Origin of the sequence: Psychromonas saccharinae (genome assembly GCF_051201515.1) — a bacterium.
Taxonomy (GTDB): Bacteria; Pseudomonadota; Gammaproteobacteria; order Enterobacterales; family Psychromonadaceae; genus Psychromonas.
Genome location: NZ_CP195153.1, coordinates 3,948,136 through 3,964,198, shown reverse-complemented (window position 1 = coordinate 3,964,198; position 16,063 = coordinate 3,948,136). Strand labels below are relative to the sequence as shown.

The following is a 16,063-nucleotide window of genomic DNA, read 5'->3' as shown; positions in this document are numbered from 1 at the left end:
TTAAAAATACTCGATAGAAAATCTCAACGCTTTAAATTAGCATTGTGATTGCATCATTTAACTACACTATGAGAAATAACACATGTATATTCCGAAGAAGATTCATTATTGTTGGTTTGGAGGCGATAAACCGGAATTGGTTTTAAAATGTATTAAAAACTGGAGAGAAAAGCAGCCTGATTATGAAATAAAAGAATGGAATGAATCTAATATCCCTCATGATTTTAAATATGTTAATAATGCATTGTCTCTTAATCATTACGCTTTTGCCTCTGATTATATAAGAGTATGGGCTTTATATGTGCATGGTGGTATATATCTTGATACGGATGTAGAAATTGTTAAGAGCTTAGATCTTTTAGACTTAGACAAATGTAATGGGTTTATTGGTTTTTCTCAAGAGGAGTTCATTAACAACGCAATAATGGGCGCAGTTAAAAAGACAAAAATTTTTGGAGAAATGCTAAGTTATATGGATCGTTTAGCTGATGAATGGAAATTTGAAACTTCTCCAAGAGTCTCTACTGCTGTTTTTGCTAATTACGGGCTCGATAAAAATACCCATTATATAGTCGAGGGAATTAAAGTTTTTCCTAAGCACGTATTTTATCCATATAACCCTTATGATCCAGCAAGACCGTTAAATAATTTATTTTATGAAGATATAAAAGAGGATACATTTACTATCCATCATTATATGGCGAGTTGGACAAATAATTCTAAAGCTAAATTAATATATAGAAAACTTAAGAGGTTAAGCTTGATTTTACTAAATAAATGTAGACTAACTGAGTTGAAGTAAAAATGAGAAAAAATGTCGTAAAAGAGGTGCTTAGATCTGTGATTGGAGATAAAGGAGTATACAAGAGTTTTTATGATAAAAATAAAGTGATTTATGTTCACATTCCTAAAACGGCAGGAACTAGTATTTGCCAAGCTTTATATGCTGGTGATCCATGGCATTTTAGTTGTAATGAATTGAAACTAATACACCCGATAAAATTCAAAAAATATCAAAAGGTTGCGTTTGTTCGAGATCCATTAGAAAGGCTTTTATCTACATATCATTATTCAATAACACATATAAAGGAAAATCCTAACACTTCAATATCATTTATGAAAGAGTGTAAAAATTTTGATGATTTTTTAGAAAATTTCTTAACTAAAGAGCTTGTAAATGAACATTATTTTTTTTGGAAGCAAGTATCTTATGTGAACTGTGACATGGATTTTATTGGGAAGTTTGAAAATATTGAAAATGATTTTTCTAATATGTGTTCTAAGTTAGGAGTGAAGGGGGTATTAGAGCATAAAAATAAAAGTTTAAATTTTAATACAAAAACTCTTGTGAAAAAGGAAAATATAGATAAAGTTTTCTCATTGTATGGTGATGATTACGAAAGATTTAATTATAGTAAAAAGCTTAGCCTCAAGCTTACTTTGATAAATTAATCACAGGATATATACAATTTAACTTAAGTATATTTTTTTATAGAACACTATTGATACAAGGATATGGGGATTTGTTAACACCAGATATTAGCTTTATTGTTCCTGTTTATAATGATGAAAAATACTTATCTGCGTGTATTGAAACTATATTAGCGCAAGATAATATAGACTCTGAAATCATAGTGATTAACGATGGTTCGAACGATAAAAGTTTAGAAATAGCAACTTCTTTTTCTAAGAGCAATGATAACGTTAAAGTATTTTCTTTTGAAAATTCAGGTCTATCCATTTCAAGAAATAGAGGGATTGAAAGAGCCTCAGGAAAATATATACAATTTGTTGATAGCGATGATCTTTTACCTGATAACTCTATAAGCTATATTATTAAGAGAATGGATAGTGAACAATTAGATTTATATTGTGGTAGTGCACTAATTATTGATGATAAAGGGAGATATGTTAATACTATAGAGTCTCGATATTCCCGTTCTTCAACTAAAATAATGGCGGGAAGAGAGTTGTTCAATTCATGTGTTAGAGAGCAATTTATCGCCTCCGCTTGTCTGTATGTCGTAAGGCGTAAGATTCTGGATAATTTAAGGTTTTTTCCTGGAATTTACCATGAAGATAATTTATTTACAGTACAGTTACTTGTTAATAACGTTGTTCAAAGAGCTGTTAATGATAACAATATAATATATTATAGGCGTATTAGACCGGGTTCTATAACTCAGGTTTCTGTTACAGATAAACATGCGAATGGCTATTGTCGAATAGCTGAAGAGTTATATAACGAGGTTTTAAGTGGAAAGTATGATGATGTAACCTCTAAAAATATTATATATGTACATAAAAAAATTTTAGGCCATATAATGTATTGCTTTGATTCTTTAAGTTTCACAAAAAGTATTTCGTTGTTCGTGTGTGTTTTTAAATTAACACCATTTAAAATCAATTATTTAAAACCCCATTTAAAGAATGTTTACTACTTTATTTTTAGGAATCTAATACAGAAAAGAATTGTATTAGTGTTAAAGAAGTCCCTCTATGTAATCTTTTAAATAGTGATAGTTAATTTTCTTGATATACTGAAAAATTATATGCTTATGATTTATAAATACTCAATTATTGTTCCTCATTTTAATGATTTTGATAATCTGAAAAAGCTTTTAAGTTCTATCCCTAAACGAGATGATATAGAAATTATTATTGTTGATGATAATAGTGATTCCATTTTAGATTTATCAGCTTTTATTAATCACAACGTCTCATTGTTTATAAATGATAAAGGTGTTCAAAGTGCAGGCGCCTGTAGAAATATTGGCTTAAAGCACGCTACAGCAAAGTGGTTGTTATTTGCAGATTCAGATGATTTCTTTACAAGCAGTGCTTTTGATATTCTTGATGAAAATGCAAGAGAAGACTTCGATGTAATATATTTCTCTCCTACTAGTGTAGATTTGAAAACAGGCCTAATTTCAACTAGGCATATTCATTATCAAAAGCTTGTAAAGTATTTTTTAAGGAATGGAGGTGAAGAAATTAATTTTTCTTTTTACGCCTCCTGGAGTAGATTAATTTCAAATGTTTTTTTGAAAAATAATTCTATTCAATTTGATGAAGTTATTGCTTCTAATGATGTGATGTTTTCTTTAGAGGTAGCATTAAGAGTAGAAAAAATTAATGCTAGTGATGAAGCAATTTATTGTATAACTAAAAGAAAGGGCAGTCTAACAACCCTTGTTGAACCAAAAATTCTTAAGACAAGATATAAAGTCTCAATGCACAGAAATGATTTATTATATCAGTGTGGTCAAATATATTATCAAGAGCCTTTTTTGCGTATATTGAAAAGGTATTGGCGTATTATAAATTTAAAAACAATAATTACTCTCTTCAAATTGTTATTAATGGGAAGGTTGCTATTTTTTCCTACACGCTTTAAAGCTTCTTTGAAAAATCTATTACTATTAGAAAAAAAACGCTATAAAAAGTGACATTGTAACCCTTTGAGTCCATAGACTTAGCGCATTATTATATTTGAAAGTAGAAGTCGGGTATTTACTGCTGGAAATTATTGACTCAGATTTTCAAAAGATGACTTTTTAGGGAATATTTTTTTTAAATAACATTGCACAGTTGTTTTAATTAAATTAAATTCTACTTCTGAAGCTGCATCTGTCATTTGGTCATTAAAACAAACAAAGTTTAAGTTTTCATTTTTTACTATTGCTGAAAGTCCGTTTTTTAGTGATTTGTCATCCCTAATTATTAATACATAACCATCATTATGTTTATATGGAGTGAAATTATTAGAGGCTAAATGCCAATACCGATATATATATTGAAGCAGGTCATTATCACTCCGAAACTTGTTATTAGAGCAGAGCTTCATTTCTTTAGAAAACTCGTTATGTACTTTATACAATTCAGATAATAAGTAAGGCTGTGGATGATGCCAGTGCTCTAACCATAGTATTTTCTTATAGACATTTTTTAATAAAAAATTACTTACTTTAGTTTTTAGGTCATAACTTGAATGGTATAGATTTTTGGAGCTCAAATATGCAGAGGAAAAACGACTGTTTATTAAATTTAAACAGTTGTTTAATGATTTTATCCAAGGGTTATATCCTTTCAATAGTTGAAATATATTTCCTCGTTTTATCCAGCCATGAGATATAAAATCGATGGGCTTATTTTGGATGAAAAATCTACCTTGATTTAATTTATTCATAATAATGAAGTCGTCATTTAAATAAATGAAATGTTCAGAAAGTCCTTTCAAATTTGGAAGATTCATCTCTATAGATTGTGAATTAAATGTAGGTAAGTCACCTTTGTCAAAATACAGTTCATCATGTGTAACGATAACTACTTTTGGATGATTTATATCGAGCCACTTAGGTACATGACCACAAGTAATTAAAAATATTTTATTGTACCAAGGGCAGTTTTTTTCTATCGAGCGAAAAACATACTTTAGCGTTTCTAGATCTTGAAAGCGCTTATTGCTTTTGTCACCAGTGCTTTCTTTACTATATTTCTCTTTTTGTTTTTGCCATTCTTCATCTGTCGGGTCGACCCAAGGGACAACAAAGTCTATTTTTAATGGCATATGTGCAAGCTCGTAAAGATAATCAATTTAATACAGGTATAATACCTTAATTTTAGAAGAAGAATAACTGATTGTTAAAAATGGAAAGTCAAGTTGAGTATGAACAAACATAAATACAGCCTACTTAAGTTAATAAATTTTCTCACTGGTTTATGCTTATCTATTATTTATTCCTATATCTTAACGGATAGAGAAAAGCGTATAATTTTCAATGCGACAAATAACGAACATTTTATTTTCAATTCCAAGAGTTTGTTTGTCGATAAGAAGGAAGAGTTTGTAAGGGCTGGGTTTCAGGTTTATTTTGTTATTAATGACCCCGTGAAGCGTGCTCGGTTAAATCGGCATTACGCGGATTCAATGATTTCTAATAAGGGTCTTAAACATAAGTTATTTATTTTGCGCTCAGCTGTTTGGGTTACAAGTACTTTAGATATGCCCGTTTCAGGTGTTTTTTTGTCTAGAAAGCGTTTTGTATATCACTTAGGGCATGGCACTCCTATTAAGAATATTGGCTTAATGGAAGCGCAATGCTCTTTGATTAAACGCCTCTATTATAAGGTTAATGCATCGAATATTTCTTTGTTTTTAGCTCCCTCTCATTTTTTTCAAGAGTATATCTCTCGTGCTTTTGGTGTTCGTGTTGATAAAACAATTATCGCCCCACAGCCAAGACTAGATTCACTTTTTACGAGTACGAATAAATGGGGTGATTTAAAGTCGGATATTAATACAAAGCTCGTTCTATATTGCCCTACATGGAGACCATTTTCAGAGGCGAAGTTATTCCCATTTAACGAGTTGGATTTAGATGTTCTTAACTCTTTTTTGATTGAACAAAACACAAAAATACTATTACGATTACATCCTCTTTTTGAAGGGGACTTATCGGTCTATGTGAAATCACATATCGTTATTTTTGATAGTAAGATATGCCCTGATATTTCTGATGTACTCATTAACATGGATGCATTGATAACCGATTATTCAAGTATTTATTGTGATTTTTATTTATTGGACCGACCCGTTGCTTTTATCCCTTATGATTTAAAAGAGTACACAAGTAAAATTGGTTTTTCATTTAAGTATGAAGATTTAACATCGGATTGTTATTTAAATAATCTTTCCGGCTTTAAAGCCTTTATAAGTAATGTAGCAGATGGTAAATTTGATCTATCAAAACAAAATGTTATGAAGCATCGATTTAATTATATTGCTGACGTTAGTGCTAGCCAATTTAATTACGATTTGATTATTAAAAAATACAAGGAATTGGTTTGAATATTATCACTTTTGGCACCTTTGATGTTTTTCATGTCGGTCATATTCATATTTTAGAAAGGGCTGCTGAGCTTGGTGATAAGTTAATAGTTGGTGTGTCTTCTGATAAATTGAATATAGCAAAAAAAGGGCGAGCGCCTGTTTATTGTGAAGAAGATCGTTTGAAGATTATCTCTTCTTTAAAATGTGTTGATGAAGTTTTTGTCGAGAATTCTTTAGAATTGAAAGCACAATATATTAAAGACTTTAATGCAGATGTGCTGGTGATGGGCAATGATTGGAGTGGAAAGTTCGACCATTTTTCAGATCTTTGCCAGGTGGTATATTTTCCTAGAACGCCTTCAATTTCGACTACAGAGATTATAGAAGTTGTTAAACGTATTAAATAAAGTATTTTTATTACTTCGCTCCAAATCCCGTCAAGATTGTTTTCAGCGTTTTAAAAATAATATTTATATCCAACCAGAATGAAAAATACTTAATATAGTAAAGATCGTGAGCTAATTTCTCTCGGGTAGATTTTGTACAGTCGGTATAACCTTGTACCGTTTGTGCCCAGCCTGTTATACCAGGTTTAACCATATGACGGTAGCCATAGAAGGGAATCTGTGCTTCAAAGGTTTTAACAAAGTCGCCTTGTTCTGGTCTTGGACCAATTAATGCCATATCTCCTTTTATAACATTAAAAAATTGCGGTAATTCATCAATACGCATTTTTCGGATGATCTTCCCAATTCGAGTTACGCGAGCTTGTTCTGCTGTTGCAAACTTTGTTTCAGTTTTTGAATGTGAAATTTCCATACTTCTAAATTTATAGATAGCAAAGGGCTTTCCTCCTTGTCCAATGCGCTCTTGGGTAAATATTGCTGAACCGGGACTTTCAAGTTTTATCAATATAGCAGTGAGTAGCATAATAGGTAGTGCTATCGGTAATATTGCAATAATAAAAAATGTTTCCCAAAGACGTTTTAAACTTGAATAAAGTGGATTAGGTTGTAGTGTTCCAATAGCATTTTCAGATAAATATTTTGTTTGGACTTTACCGCTTAACTTTTCTTTAATACTTGCATGGTGGAAAACTTGTATATTATTAATACTGCAATCAGCAATAAATTTTTCCTGTGCAGGCGTTAATGAACCGTGGAGATTAACAACTAATCCTTGCTTTGTATTTTGTAGCAGATAAGGCTCCTGCAAGGCAGTGATCTTTATTTTGTTATTACTATTTAGCTCTTGAGTATCGAAGTTGGCAATAGCTGCCAATTTTAATTGTTTTGCTTGTTTTCTAATAAAAGTAGTTGTGTATAACCAGAAAGTTGAAAGGAAAAAGCCAATAATTAATACTGAGCGAGCATATTCAATACGCAGCATAAACATGATAGTAATAACAGAGGCGTAGACAATTAATAAAATTGGAAAAATATAATATTTTCTTTCGACAAGTAAATGATTTGTTATTTTAGGCAGGGTTAAAGACGTGGATAAATAAGCAGCAAGAACCACTATTAAGCTGTTTATAACCGTTTGTCTTGAGATAATGCTGATGGTACAAATAACTAAGCTAATCAGAATCAGGCCTATTCCATGGCAGATATATGAATTTTCTAATAATTTTTTCATGTTATTTAGTTCAGAGAGTATTGATGGTGGTGATTATACCTGAAAAGAAAGGGAAAAATATGGAGGTAGCTAAGATTGATGCTTTAAATAAAAGGGTTTTTATTTTTTGTGTTGCTTGTTGTATTTAGGGATGATTATCCCGATAAAAGCTTTCGGGAACTTGTTATGTTTTGGAGTTTGGACTTCAGTCTGAGAGATCCCCACAGGATTATTCATAAAAACTTTCCTCAATAAGCGCTGAAAATGCGCTTATTAGCAATTCTTCAGAAATATCATATTCTTTATGATTTATTATTCGCCGTCCAAGAAAAACATAAGATAATACTCGTTTTCTTTTGGTTGTATTTGCTTGAAAGTGTCACTGGAATCCTTCTGTCTCTGCCGCTCGGCCGATCATAAGTAGATAAAAAAGAGCAAGCATTGCAATTAATAAAATAACCTGGAGTCTCTCAATATTTTTACTTTTGCTGCGCTTTAACCCCATACCATAATATTCATTTTTACAATCTCGAAAAGACACCTCGATCTCCATTCTACGTCGATATAGATTAACTAATTGATGTGGGGGATATTTATTTTCAGGTAAATTAGAAACCAAAAACCAGGGCTCTTTAGCTGTTTAACTGATATTCCGCACCGGTTTTAAGAATAAATTTGCCTGTATCTATCCCCCAGGCAATCAACAATAACTTGTTGCCGTTCTTGCCAATTTACTACCATAGGCGACTGGCTTTCCAGGTAGATTATCGTAACTCCTTGGAAGCATTGAAATACCCAGCGAGCGGTTGGATTCTGGGAAGGCTTTTTCTTTTGATCCGGGAAGTAAAGGTCTTTTTCCTTTAGCTTTTTGCGGATCAGATGCTCTAAGGAAGCGTATACCATCAAACAGGAAGTCATTACCATTAACAGCGCTTCTATTCGCTCTGGCTTTTTGATGAAAATTGAGCTTGTTAAGAAATCCGGACTTTTTAAAAAACGGAACCCTTTTTCAACTGATTGCTGCTCTTTATAAGTTTTAAGCACCTTATCCATTGTCAGGCTTTCATCAAGATCATTTGTTGCAATAATAAAGAAACCTAATTGTTTAAGTGCATTATCCCTTCTATCAAGAGGAGTAAATAAATTCCCTGTTATTTTGTATTCAACTCGCTCGGGAGCTTGCCCTTTTTTAGGTTGTCCTTTCTTGCCATAGATAGGGATCTCAACGGTTTCATCAATAACATCACAGTAAACTTGTTTCTTTCTCCACAACTCAACGGCTTGCTCTGCATCATGTTGACAGGCAAACCTTTGTTGTGAGAGTTTTTTAAAGGTCTTACGCTCCGCATCTGCTTTCTTCAGCATGCGTTTTGTTAAACTATGTGTTTCACGCTTTCTCGCTTGTTCACTGCGGATCAATAGCCACCTCTGCTTTATATCGCTGTAAGTCGATTGGTGCCAAGCTCCTGAGTAACCATTCCCCATATTTTTAAAATCAAGTTCAGAAGCCTGATTAATAAGGACTTTAGCTTCCCTCAATTTATGTGGGACACGCGTGATAAATAACTGATTTAGTTCATCCAACTCAGTAATGGTATCTTGCACATATAAGGCTGCATCTGCCACTAAATAACGGCAGGACTGCGCGGCTTTTAGACTTTTTATATGGGATTTGACTATCTCCTTGAATCCTTCCATATCATTAATGTTGCCACTGGCTGGCTTCATATAAACTGGGATCCCGGATTGGTTCTCACAAATCAGGTTGAGTACGACCTGATTAAGTTCAGGACGATGATCACGTGAATAGCCTTTGGTAATTTGAATAGGGTTAAGATCATCTTCATCATCGGATAACTTTTCCATACCATCGTAGTGAAAGCTTGTTGAGTCGAGATGAACAGAGTTGCATGGTAGCCCTAAGTGTTTAATAACAGCTTCACCTATATCTTGGTATAGTGATGAAACACCATGTTCGTATAGTGCATCAAGGCAACGACCTAACGCATCATCATTGATGTATTCAGCTTTTACTTCAGGGGCAATCAGACGGTCTAATGGTTTATCAGAAAAATACTCGCGATACATATGCAGTGTTCTGCCGGTAAATCCCAACCCATTGATTATCATAGCAATGAATAAGTTACCGAAACTTATTTTCCGCTGTTCACTTGTGCCAAGTGCTTGATCGATGATATTGGCAAGCTTGATTTCCTTACAAAATCCAGCAACTAATCCATGGTGTTCAAGTGATTTCGTGTATGGGTAAGTCATGATTTATCTCTTTGAAAAGAAAGTAATAGATCAAAATTGAGGATCCCGGTCAACAATTTTTTGAAATATCTGGATGTTTCGCTAGCCAGATCACGATTTCATAGCCATTTCATAGCCAATAGTAATAAAAATTCAGGTGCGGAATAACAGGTTTAATATTGGTCGAATCTTTCGTGACAACACCTTTTCTATTTAGCTTTTTACGTTGCATATTTTTGCCTTTAAATAAAACTCCTCGGCAAGGAAATTTATTCGACTTTGATAAAATAACTGGCGGTAGCTGAAGCACTTTTCCGGTCGCTTTATTATGATGTTGATGGACTGCCATCCAATCACGTTCGCCTTCAAGTTGGCATTTTACTTCGCCCCTAGTTCGGGCAAGCCAATACCATCCATATGATTCAATGGCTTTAAACCACGGCACTTTAAAGCCTGCATCCGTACAGATTATAGGTATTACACACGAAGGTAATATTTTTGCTAGATTTGATAGGAAAATACTATGTGCAAGATGACTCCCATGTTTTTCCTGAGGGTAAACTTCTTCATAAATAGTTATTGCTCGCCCATCAACACTTACCGCAGCTCGTAACATCACAAAGTTGTAGTTATATACACTTGACCAGTCAACATGAATAAGAGGATATTTAATGCAGGCAAAGTAACTTGCAATCATTTGATAATATTTACACCTAACGTTATGCAATTTAGTGTTTTTTAGAAGGCGATCTACTCGTTTTATGGAATGTTTTTCACTGCTACGATTTAACTCTCCTGCATTTCTGCCCATAGCCGTCAGCGATAGTTCGCTACCATGTGCAACAGAATTTACGCAAGAAAGTAATGAAGTTGAAATGCGAGGATCTAAAGTTGTTGAATCAAGAGTAAATAAATCTGATAATACTTTCATAGTGTTTGAATTTGATTGTTTATGATTTTGTGGTGAAACATATACTATCAAATTTCAAACACTTACCTAATTTTTCTGTGGGGATTCTTCAGACTTCAGTCCAGTCCCCAAGGTTTTATGAGCGAAGAAATTTATAAGTTATCTTTGTAGTACCAATAAAAATCCATGACTTTCGTTACATAATTTTGTGTTTCTGGATAAGGCGGAATTTGCTTGTTGTATTTTCTGACAGTGCCCTCTCCTGCATTGTAAGCGGCTAAAGCTAATCTTTTTGTTTTAAATTCTTTTAATAGTTTATATAAATATGCACTGCCTGCATTAATGTTTTGTTGTGCATTGAAAGCATCGTCTACACCAAAGCGTTTTGCTGTCACTGGCATAAGTTGCATTAAACCCATTGCTCCTGCTGAAGAGACTGCTGTAGTTTTATAAGCGGATTCAGCAGTAATGACTGCATGAATAAACGCAGGCTCTAGTCTATATTGCTGAGCTGCTTTAACAATTAATGGGTGATATTTATGTTGTAGTGTTTTATTTCTTGGTATGTGAATATTACTGTAGCTTTTATCTTTCCAGTTTTTAAATGTCATTGGTAATTTATTGGTTTCACTTCGAAATAATAGTTCATAATGTTCATTTTCTTTACGCTCTGAAAAGTGTTGATTTCCCTGTTTGTCGGTGTACATGTAGATACTTGCTTGCACTGAGTTATTCAATATAAAGCTGAATACTATAATTAATATTAAGACGCTACTTTTAGGTATTGATAATATCTTCATTTTATTAAGGCTTCTCAATATTTGTTTCTAAAGCAGGGCTAGTTGATTTAGTTGGTTGTTTATTAATATTAGCGATTTGAGAGTCTCGTGGGAAAAGATAACGAGCATATTCTAAAACAGTGTCTGCTTGTTCTTTTTGTCCTGAATTTGAATAAGCAATATACAAAATGATATAGAAATAAGGTCTTGGTTTTTCTTCAATTATTTCTTCAGTTTCATTAATTATTGCTTGTATTTCTTCTGGTTTATGGCGTTGAATGGCCATTGAAAGTCGGAAATAATTGAGATGAAAGGTAAATTTATCTTCAAATACTAATGGGTTTACAATATCCAACAATAAATTTATATCAGGTTGCTTACTACGCTCAAATTTAGTTATTTTATACATGGCATAAAGGTTAGTAACCATAAATATAGTGGTGACTAGTGGAATTAAGAGTGCAAAAATTCTAAGTGCAAAAGTTAATTGTAAATTTGCTTCCTTGATTTTTTTTGTTTGGCTATCTACATAAAAAACTAAGAATAATAGAACTAACCAATGTAACGATGAGTGATATAAAGGATACTCAGTTTGAGTGTGAAGGCTAATGGGGAGTACGAATGCACTTAAAAGCAATGCCTTTGATATTTTAAAATTACTTAATAAATGAATAAAACAAACTACTAATAGTAACAATGCTAAAATAGGAACAATACCTCCTTCAATGGCCCAGTAGAGAATATCATTATGCGGATGAGTGAGTATTCCTTCTCCTGCAGGTGGTATTTCATTATTTTTTACTCGTTCAGCTTGAATAATAAGATAGTTTTTTTCAAAACTACCATAACCGTACCCCATTAATGGTTTATTTTTGACCATTATCAAGCTGTTTGTATATTTTATGACGCGGCCATTATCTTGAGTAATATTTTCAACATGACCTGATTTAACATCAAAAAAGTTTGGTTTTAGTGCGGCAATACCAATTCCTATAAAAACAATCAAAAGAAAAGTAAGCAATTTCTTTTTATCTTGCTTCCAGGCCCAAGGTGTGAAGAGAGCAATCGCGATTAAAGCGCCCAAGTAACCAACTCTTGAAATAGTTATAGTAATCACCCATGCGTTAATCATGGCAGTTAATAGTAAAAAAAACTGCAATTTACGAGAACTAATTTGTTGTAACAAATAGCCACTTAAAACAAGAGTGGTGACTAGAAAACTCGCAAGTACATTTGGTTGCTGAAAAATACCATAGGGACGACCATAACTGACTGCATAACCAAATATATTACCTTCTGTAAGTAAATAATCCTGCATCAAGCTATAACAAGATTGTATAAACCCAGCTAAGACAATAAGTAATAATAAACGCTGTAACTGTGCTTTATTAAACTGAAATTGTTGTAGGCTAACATAGAATAAGAAACCGGCGAGTAATCCTAGTAGGCGCGTATAGCTTTGGCTTGCTAGTTCATTGTTGGGGTAAAATAGCGGAATAAAAAAGAGTACAACAGCAATCAAAAATACAATGGTGAAACGTGAGTAGATTATTTTTTTCTGCTCCGTTATTTTCCATAAACCTAAGCCGATAAGGATAGAAAAAAAGATCCACACAACATTATTTTGTGCTAATTCTAAACCGCTGCCGCCTTGGTTATGCTGAAAATAGTGCGCACCAACCGCCATCAGTAGTGTGAAAGTGATAAAAAAAGCACGGGTTAATTTTTGTTGTACATCCATGAATGTTTATTTTCCTTTGGTATTCTTTTCTAAAATCGGCTTGAGGAACATCCCCGTATAGCTGTCCGAGACATTAGCAACGTCTTCCGGTGTGCCCGTCGCAATGATCTCTCCACCGCCATTACCTCCTTCAGGGCCTAAATCGACTACCCAGTCGGCGGTTTTAATTACATCAAGGTTATGTTCGATAATGACAATGGTATTACCTTGATCGCGGAGAGTATGAATGACTTTCAATAATTGAGCAATATCGTGGAAGTGTAAACCGGTAGTTGGCTCATCAAGAATATATAAGGTTTTACCTGTATCACGTTTTGAAAGTTCCTTCGCGAGTTTAACGCGCTGTGCTTCACCACCTGATAATGTTGTCGCAGCTTGACCTAGGCAAATATAAGAAAGTCCAACATCCATGAGCGTTTTTAATTTACGCGCAATAACCGGAATCGGTTCAAAAAAAGTAAAGGCATCTTCGATCGTCATCTCTAATACTTGATCGATACTTTTGCCTTTGTATTTTACTGATAGGGTTTCACGGTTATAACGTTTACTTTTACATGTATCACAAGGTACATAAACATCCGGCAAGAAATGCATTTCGACTTTAATAACGCCATCGCCCTGACAAGCTTCACAACGCCCACCTTTAACATTAAAACTAAACCGGCCAGGTTTATAACCTCTAGCACGTGATTCCGGCGTTGCAGCAAATAACTCTCGAATTGGAGTAAATATGCCCGTGTATGTTGCAGGATTCGATCTTGGGGTGCGCCCAATTGGACTTTGGTTAATATCAACGACTTTATCAAGGTGAGATAAACCAGTTATTTTTTTGTAGGGGGCGACGGTGGCATTAGTCGCTTTATTTAATTTACTTTGTGCAAGCGGATAAAGTGTTCCGTTTATTAATGTCGATTTACCTGAACCAGAAACACCCGTAATACAGGTAAGTAGACCAACGGGAATATCAAGCGATACTGTTTTTAAATTATTGCCATTGGCGCCTGATAATTTAATCCATTTTTCGGTTAATGGCGTTCTTTCCGTTGGAATTTCAATAGATTTTCGGCCACTCAAGTAATCTGCTGTTAATGAGTTCTTTGCTTTTAGAATGGTGTTGAAATTACCTTGTGCCGTGATATTACCACCATGGATACCTGCACCTGGGCCGATGTCGATAATATGATCGGCTTGACGCATTGCATCTTCATCGTGTTCAACCACGATAACCGTATTGCCTAAATCACGTAGATGAGTCAGTGTTTTCAGTAAACGTTCATTATCACGCTGATGCAAACCAATAGAGGGTTCATCAAGGACATACATAACTCCCATTAAGCCCGCTCCGATTTGACTTGCTAAGCGAATACGTTGTGCTTCGCCACCGGAAAGAGTGTCAGCACTGCGTTCTAGGCTTAGGTAATTTAGTCCGACATTGACTAAAAAACCGAGTCGTTCAAGTATCTCTTTAAGAATCTTATCGGCAATTTTTGCCTTTTGACCTGTTAGTTTTAGGTCGCTAAAGAATTGTAATCCGTCGGCAATCGAGAGTGCAGAAATATAAGGTAAGTTCACATCATTAATAAATACATTGCGCGATGATTCCTGTAAACGTGCGCCGCCACAACTAGAGCACGGTTTACGATTCATGTACTTAGCAAGATACTCTCGCATGGTGGTTGAATCAGTTTCTCGATAACGACGTTGGCGGTTAGGAATAATGCCTTCAAAGGGATGCAAGCGGGAAACAATATCACCTTTATCATTACTGTAAGAGAAGGAGACTTTTTCTCGGCCTGAACCATATAGCACAATATCTTGATGCTTTTTGGAAAGCTCCTTAAAGGGAGTATGAACAGAAAAGTCAAAGTGATCACATACACTTAATAGCATTTGAAAATAATAGTTAGATTTACTACTCCAACCATCAATTGCACCATCAGAAAGGCTTAATGCATTATTGGTGACGATAAGGTTCGGATCAAAGTATTGCTCGATACCTAAACCGTCACAGGTTTCGCAGGCACCCGCCGGATTATTGAAAGAGAAAATACGTGGTTCTAACTCACTGATACTGTAACCGCAATGTGGACAGGCAAAGTTAGCGGAGAAGATCTGCTCAGGTTTATCTTCGTCCATAAATGCGACTAAAGCCGAGCCATTACTGAGGTTTAGTGTCGTTTCTACGGACTCTGCTAAACGTTGTTTTAAATCATCGCGCACTTTAAAACGGTCGACGACGACTTCAATCGTATGTTTTTTACGGAGTTCTAGAGTAGGTGGATCGGTTAAATCGCATATTTCGCCGTCAACTCGCGCGCGTAAAAAACCTTGAGCGGATAAATTGGCAAAGGTTTTAACATGTTCACCTTTTCGTTCTTTAACGATTGGAGCAAGCAACATCATTTTGCTGCCCTTTGGATTTGCTAGGATAGCATCGACCATTTGACTGACCGTTTGCGCATGCAATGTCACATTGTGAGTCGGACAACGAGGATCGCCGATACGTGCAAACAGTAAACGCAGATAATCATAAATTTCGGTAATAGTACCTACGGTTGAACGGGGATTATGCGAGGTCGATTTTTGTTCAATAGAAATTGCAGGAGACAAGCCTTCAATATGTTCAACATCGGGCTTTTCCATTAATGAGAGAAACTGTCTTGCATAAGCAGATAATGATTCGACGTAACGGCGTTGACCTTCTGCATATAATGTATCGAAAGCGAGTGATGATTTACCTGAGCCTGATAGCCCTGTAATAACAACTAATTTATCGCGGGGAATGGAAAGATCGACATTCTTAAGGTTGTGGGTTTTTGCGCCACGAATTTCAATATTGCTCATTATTTTCACTATATCAGAAGGTTTAGAAAATGATTATTACATATTATTAGGGGTTCTTGAATCTGCATTCATGTAATTTGATGTGG

At 34.4% G+C, this 16,063-nt stretch carries 14 protein-coding genes; 6 read left to right on the top strand and 8 right to left on the bottom strand.

Going from position 1 to position 16,063, the window contains the following annotated elements; genetic code table 11:
* Positions 1 to 82 precede the first annotated feature (82 nt).
* The 4 genes from ACR30L_RS17715 to ACR30L_RS17700 all read left to right on the top strand — a co-directional run bounded on the left by ACR30L_RS17715 (position 83) and on the right by ACR30L_RS17700 (position 3,449).
* Complete coding sequence (locus tag ACR30L_RS17715) at positions 83 to 802, top strand: glycosyltransferase family 32 protein (protein ID WP_435235558.1); 720 nt, start codon at positions 83 to 85, stop codon at positions 800 to 802.
* Between the two features lie 38 nt (positions 803 to 840).
* On the top strand, positions 841 to 1,452 hold the full coding sequence (locus ACR30L_RS17710; RefSeq protein WP_435235557.1) for a sulfotransferase family 2 domain-containing protein: 612 nt from the start codon (positions 841 to 843) through the stop codon (positions 1,450 to 1,452).
* 71 nt (positions 1,453 to 1,523) lie between these two features.
* Complete coding sequence (locus ACR30L_RS17705) at positions 1,524 to 2,513, top strand: glycosyltransferase family 2 protein (protein WP_435235556.1); 990 nt, start codon at positions 1,524 to 1,526, stop codon at positions 2,511 to 2,513.
* A 39-nt stretch (positions 2,514 to 2,552) separates the two neighbouring features.
* On the top strand, positions 2,553 to 3,449 hold the full coding sequence (locus tag ACR30L_RS17700) for a glycosyltransferase (RefSeq protein WP_435235555.1): 897 nt from the start codon (positions 2,553 to 2,555) through the stop codon (positions 3,447 to 3,449).
* Between the two features lie 77 nt (positions 3,450 to 3,526).
* Here the strand turns inward: ACR30L_RS17700 and ACR30L_RS17695 are convergent, their stop codons facing one another.
* Positions 3,527 to 4,570, bottom strand: coding sequence for a Stealth CR1 domain-containing protein (locus ACR30L_RS17695; RefSeq protein WP_435235554.1), 1,044 nt, complete (start codon positions 4,568 to 4,570; stop codon positions 3,527 to 3,529).
* 99 nt (positions 4,571 to 4,669) lie between these two features.
* On the opposite strand from ACR30L_RS17695, the gene ACR30L_RS17690 reads away from it, so the two are divergent.
* Both ACR30L_RS17690 and ACR30L_RS17685 read left to right on the top strand, forming a co-directional pair.
* Positions 4,670 to 5,851, top strand: coding sequence for a CDP-glycerol glycerophosphotransferase family protein (locus ACR30L_RS17690; protein WP_435235553.1), 1,182 nt, complete (start codon positions 4,670 to 4,672; stop codon positions 5,849 to 5,851).
* Positions 5,848 to 6,240: an adenylyltransferase/cytidyltransferase family protein gene (locus tag ACR30L_RS17685; protein ID WP_435235552.1), complete on the top strand. Its 393-nt coding sequence runs from the start codon at positions 5,848 to 5,850 to the stop codon at positions 6,238 to 6,240. The genes ACR30L_RS17690 and ACR30L_RS17685 overlap by 4 nt, the downstream gene beginning before the upstream one ends.
* 10 nt (positions 6,241 to 6,250) lie before the next feature.
* Here the strand turns inward: ACR30L_RS17685 and ACR30L_RS17680 are convergent, their stop codons facing one another.
* From ACR30L_RS17680 to uvrA, 7 genes are all read right to left on the bottom strand, one after another.
* Positions 6,251 to 7,471, bottom strand: a complete 1,221-nt coding sequence (locus ACR30L_RS17680) for an exopolysaccharide biosynthesis polyprenyl glycosylphosphotransferase (RefSeq protein WP_435235551.1) — start codon at positions 7,469 to 7,471, stop codon at positions 6,251 to 6,253.
* Between the two features lie 358 nt (positions 7,472 to 7,829).
* Positions 7,830 to 8,069 (bottom strand): transposase, encoded by a 240-nt coding sequence (locus ACR30L_RS17675; RefSeq protein ID WP_435235550.1) that lies wholly within the window; start codon positions 8,067 to 8,069, stop codon positions 7,830 to 7,832.
* A 44-nt stretch (positions 8,070 to 8,113) separates the two neighbouring features.
* Entirely contained in the window at positions 8,114 to 9,724 is a 1,611-nt protein-coding gene (locus ACR30L_RS17670; protein WP_435235549.1) for an IS1634 family transposase, read from the bottom strand.
* 109 nt (positions 9,725 to 9,833) lie between these two features.
* A complete protein-coding gene (locus tag ACR30L_RS17665) occupies positions 9,834 to 10,634 on the bottom strand; it encodes an IS4 family transposase (RefSeq protein ID WP_435235548.1) in 801 nt (266 codons plus the stop codon).
* A gap of 131 nt (positions 10,635 to 10,765) precedes the next feature.
* Entirely contained in the window at positions 10,766 to 11,320 is a 555-nt protein-coding gene (locus tag ACR30L_RS17660) for a lytic transglycosylase domain-containing protein (protein ID WP_435235547.1), read from the bottom strand.
* A 97-nt stretch (positions 11,321 to 11,417) separates the two neighbouring features.
* Entirely contained in the window at positions 11,418 to 13,133 is a 1,716-nt protein-coding gene (locus ACR30L_RS17655; RefSeq protein WP_435235546.1) for a Wzy polymerase domain-containing protein, read from the bottom strand.
* 6 nt (positions 13,134 to 13,139) lie between these two features.
* Positions 13,140 to 15,977, bottom strand: coding sequence for an excinuclease ABC subunit UvrA (gene uvrA / locus ACR30L_RS17650; RefSeq protein ID WP_435235545.1), 2,838 nt, complete (start codon positions 15,975 to 15,977; stop codon positions 13,140 to 13,142).
* Positions 15,978 to 16,063: the final 86 nt, after the last annotated feature.

Excerpts from the sequence above, each read along its gene's own strand:
- ACR30L_RS17695 (WP_435235554.1), bottom strand. The coding sequence starts at position 4,570 with ATGCCATTAAAAATAGACTTTGTTGTCCCTTGGGTCGACCCGACAGAT.
- ACR30L_RS17680 (WP_435235551.1), bottom strand. The coding sequence starts at position 7,471 with ATGAAAAAATTATTAGAAAATTCATATATCTGCCATGGAATAGGCCTG.
- ACR30L_RS17690 (WP_435235553.1), top strand. The coding sequence starts at position 4,670 with ATGAACAAACATAAATACAGCCTACTTAAGTTAATAAATTTTCTCACT.
- ACR30L_RS17700 (WP_435235555.1), top strand. The coding sequence starts at position 2,553 with ATGCTTATGATTTATAAATACTCAATTATTGTTCCTCATTTTAATGAT.
- ACR30L_RS17660 (WP_435235547.1), bottom strand. The coding sequence starts at position 11,320 with ATGTACACCGACAAACAGGGAAATCAACACTTTTCAGAGCGTAAAGAA.
- uvrA (WP_435235545.1), bottom strand. The coding sequence starts at position 15,977 with ATGAGCAATATTGAAATTCGTGGCGCAAAAACCCACAACCTTAAGAAT.
- ACR30L_RS17655 (WP_435235546.1), bottom strand. The coding sequence starts at position 13,133 with ATGGATGTACAACAAAAATTAACCCGTGCTTTTTTTATCACTTTCACA.
- ACR30L_RS17665 (WP_435235548.1), bottom strand. The coding sequence starts at position 10,634 with ATGAAAGTATTATCAGATTTATTTACTCTTGATTCAACAACTTTAGAT.
- ACR30L_RS17715 (WP_435235558.1), top strand. The coding sequence starts at position 83 with ATGTATATTCCGAAGAAGATTCATTATTGTTGGTTTGGAGGCGATAAA.
- ACR30L_RS17670 (WP_435235549.1), bottom strand. The coding sequence starts at position 9,724 with ATGACTTACCCATACACGAAATCACTTGAACACCATGGATTAGTTGCT.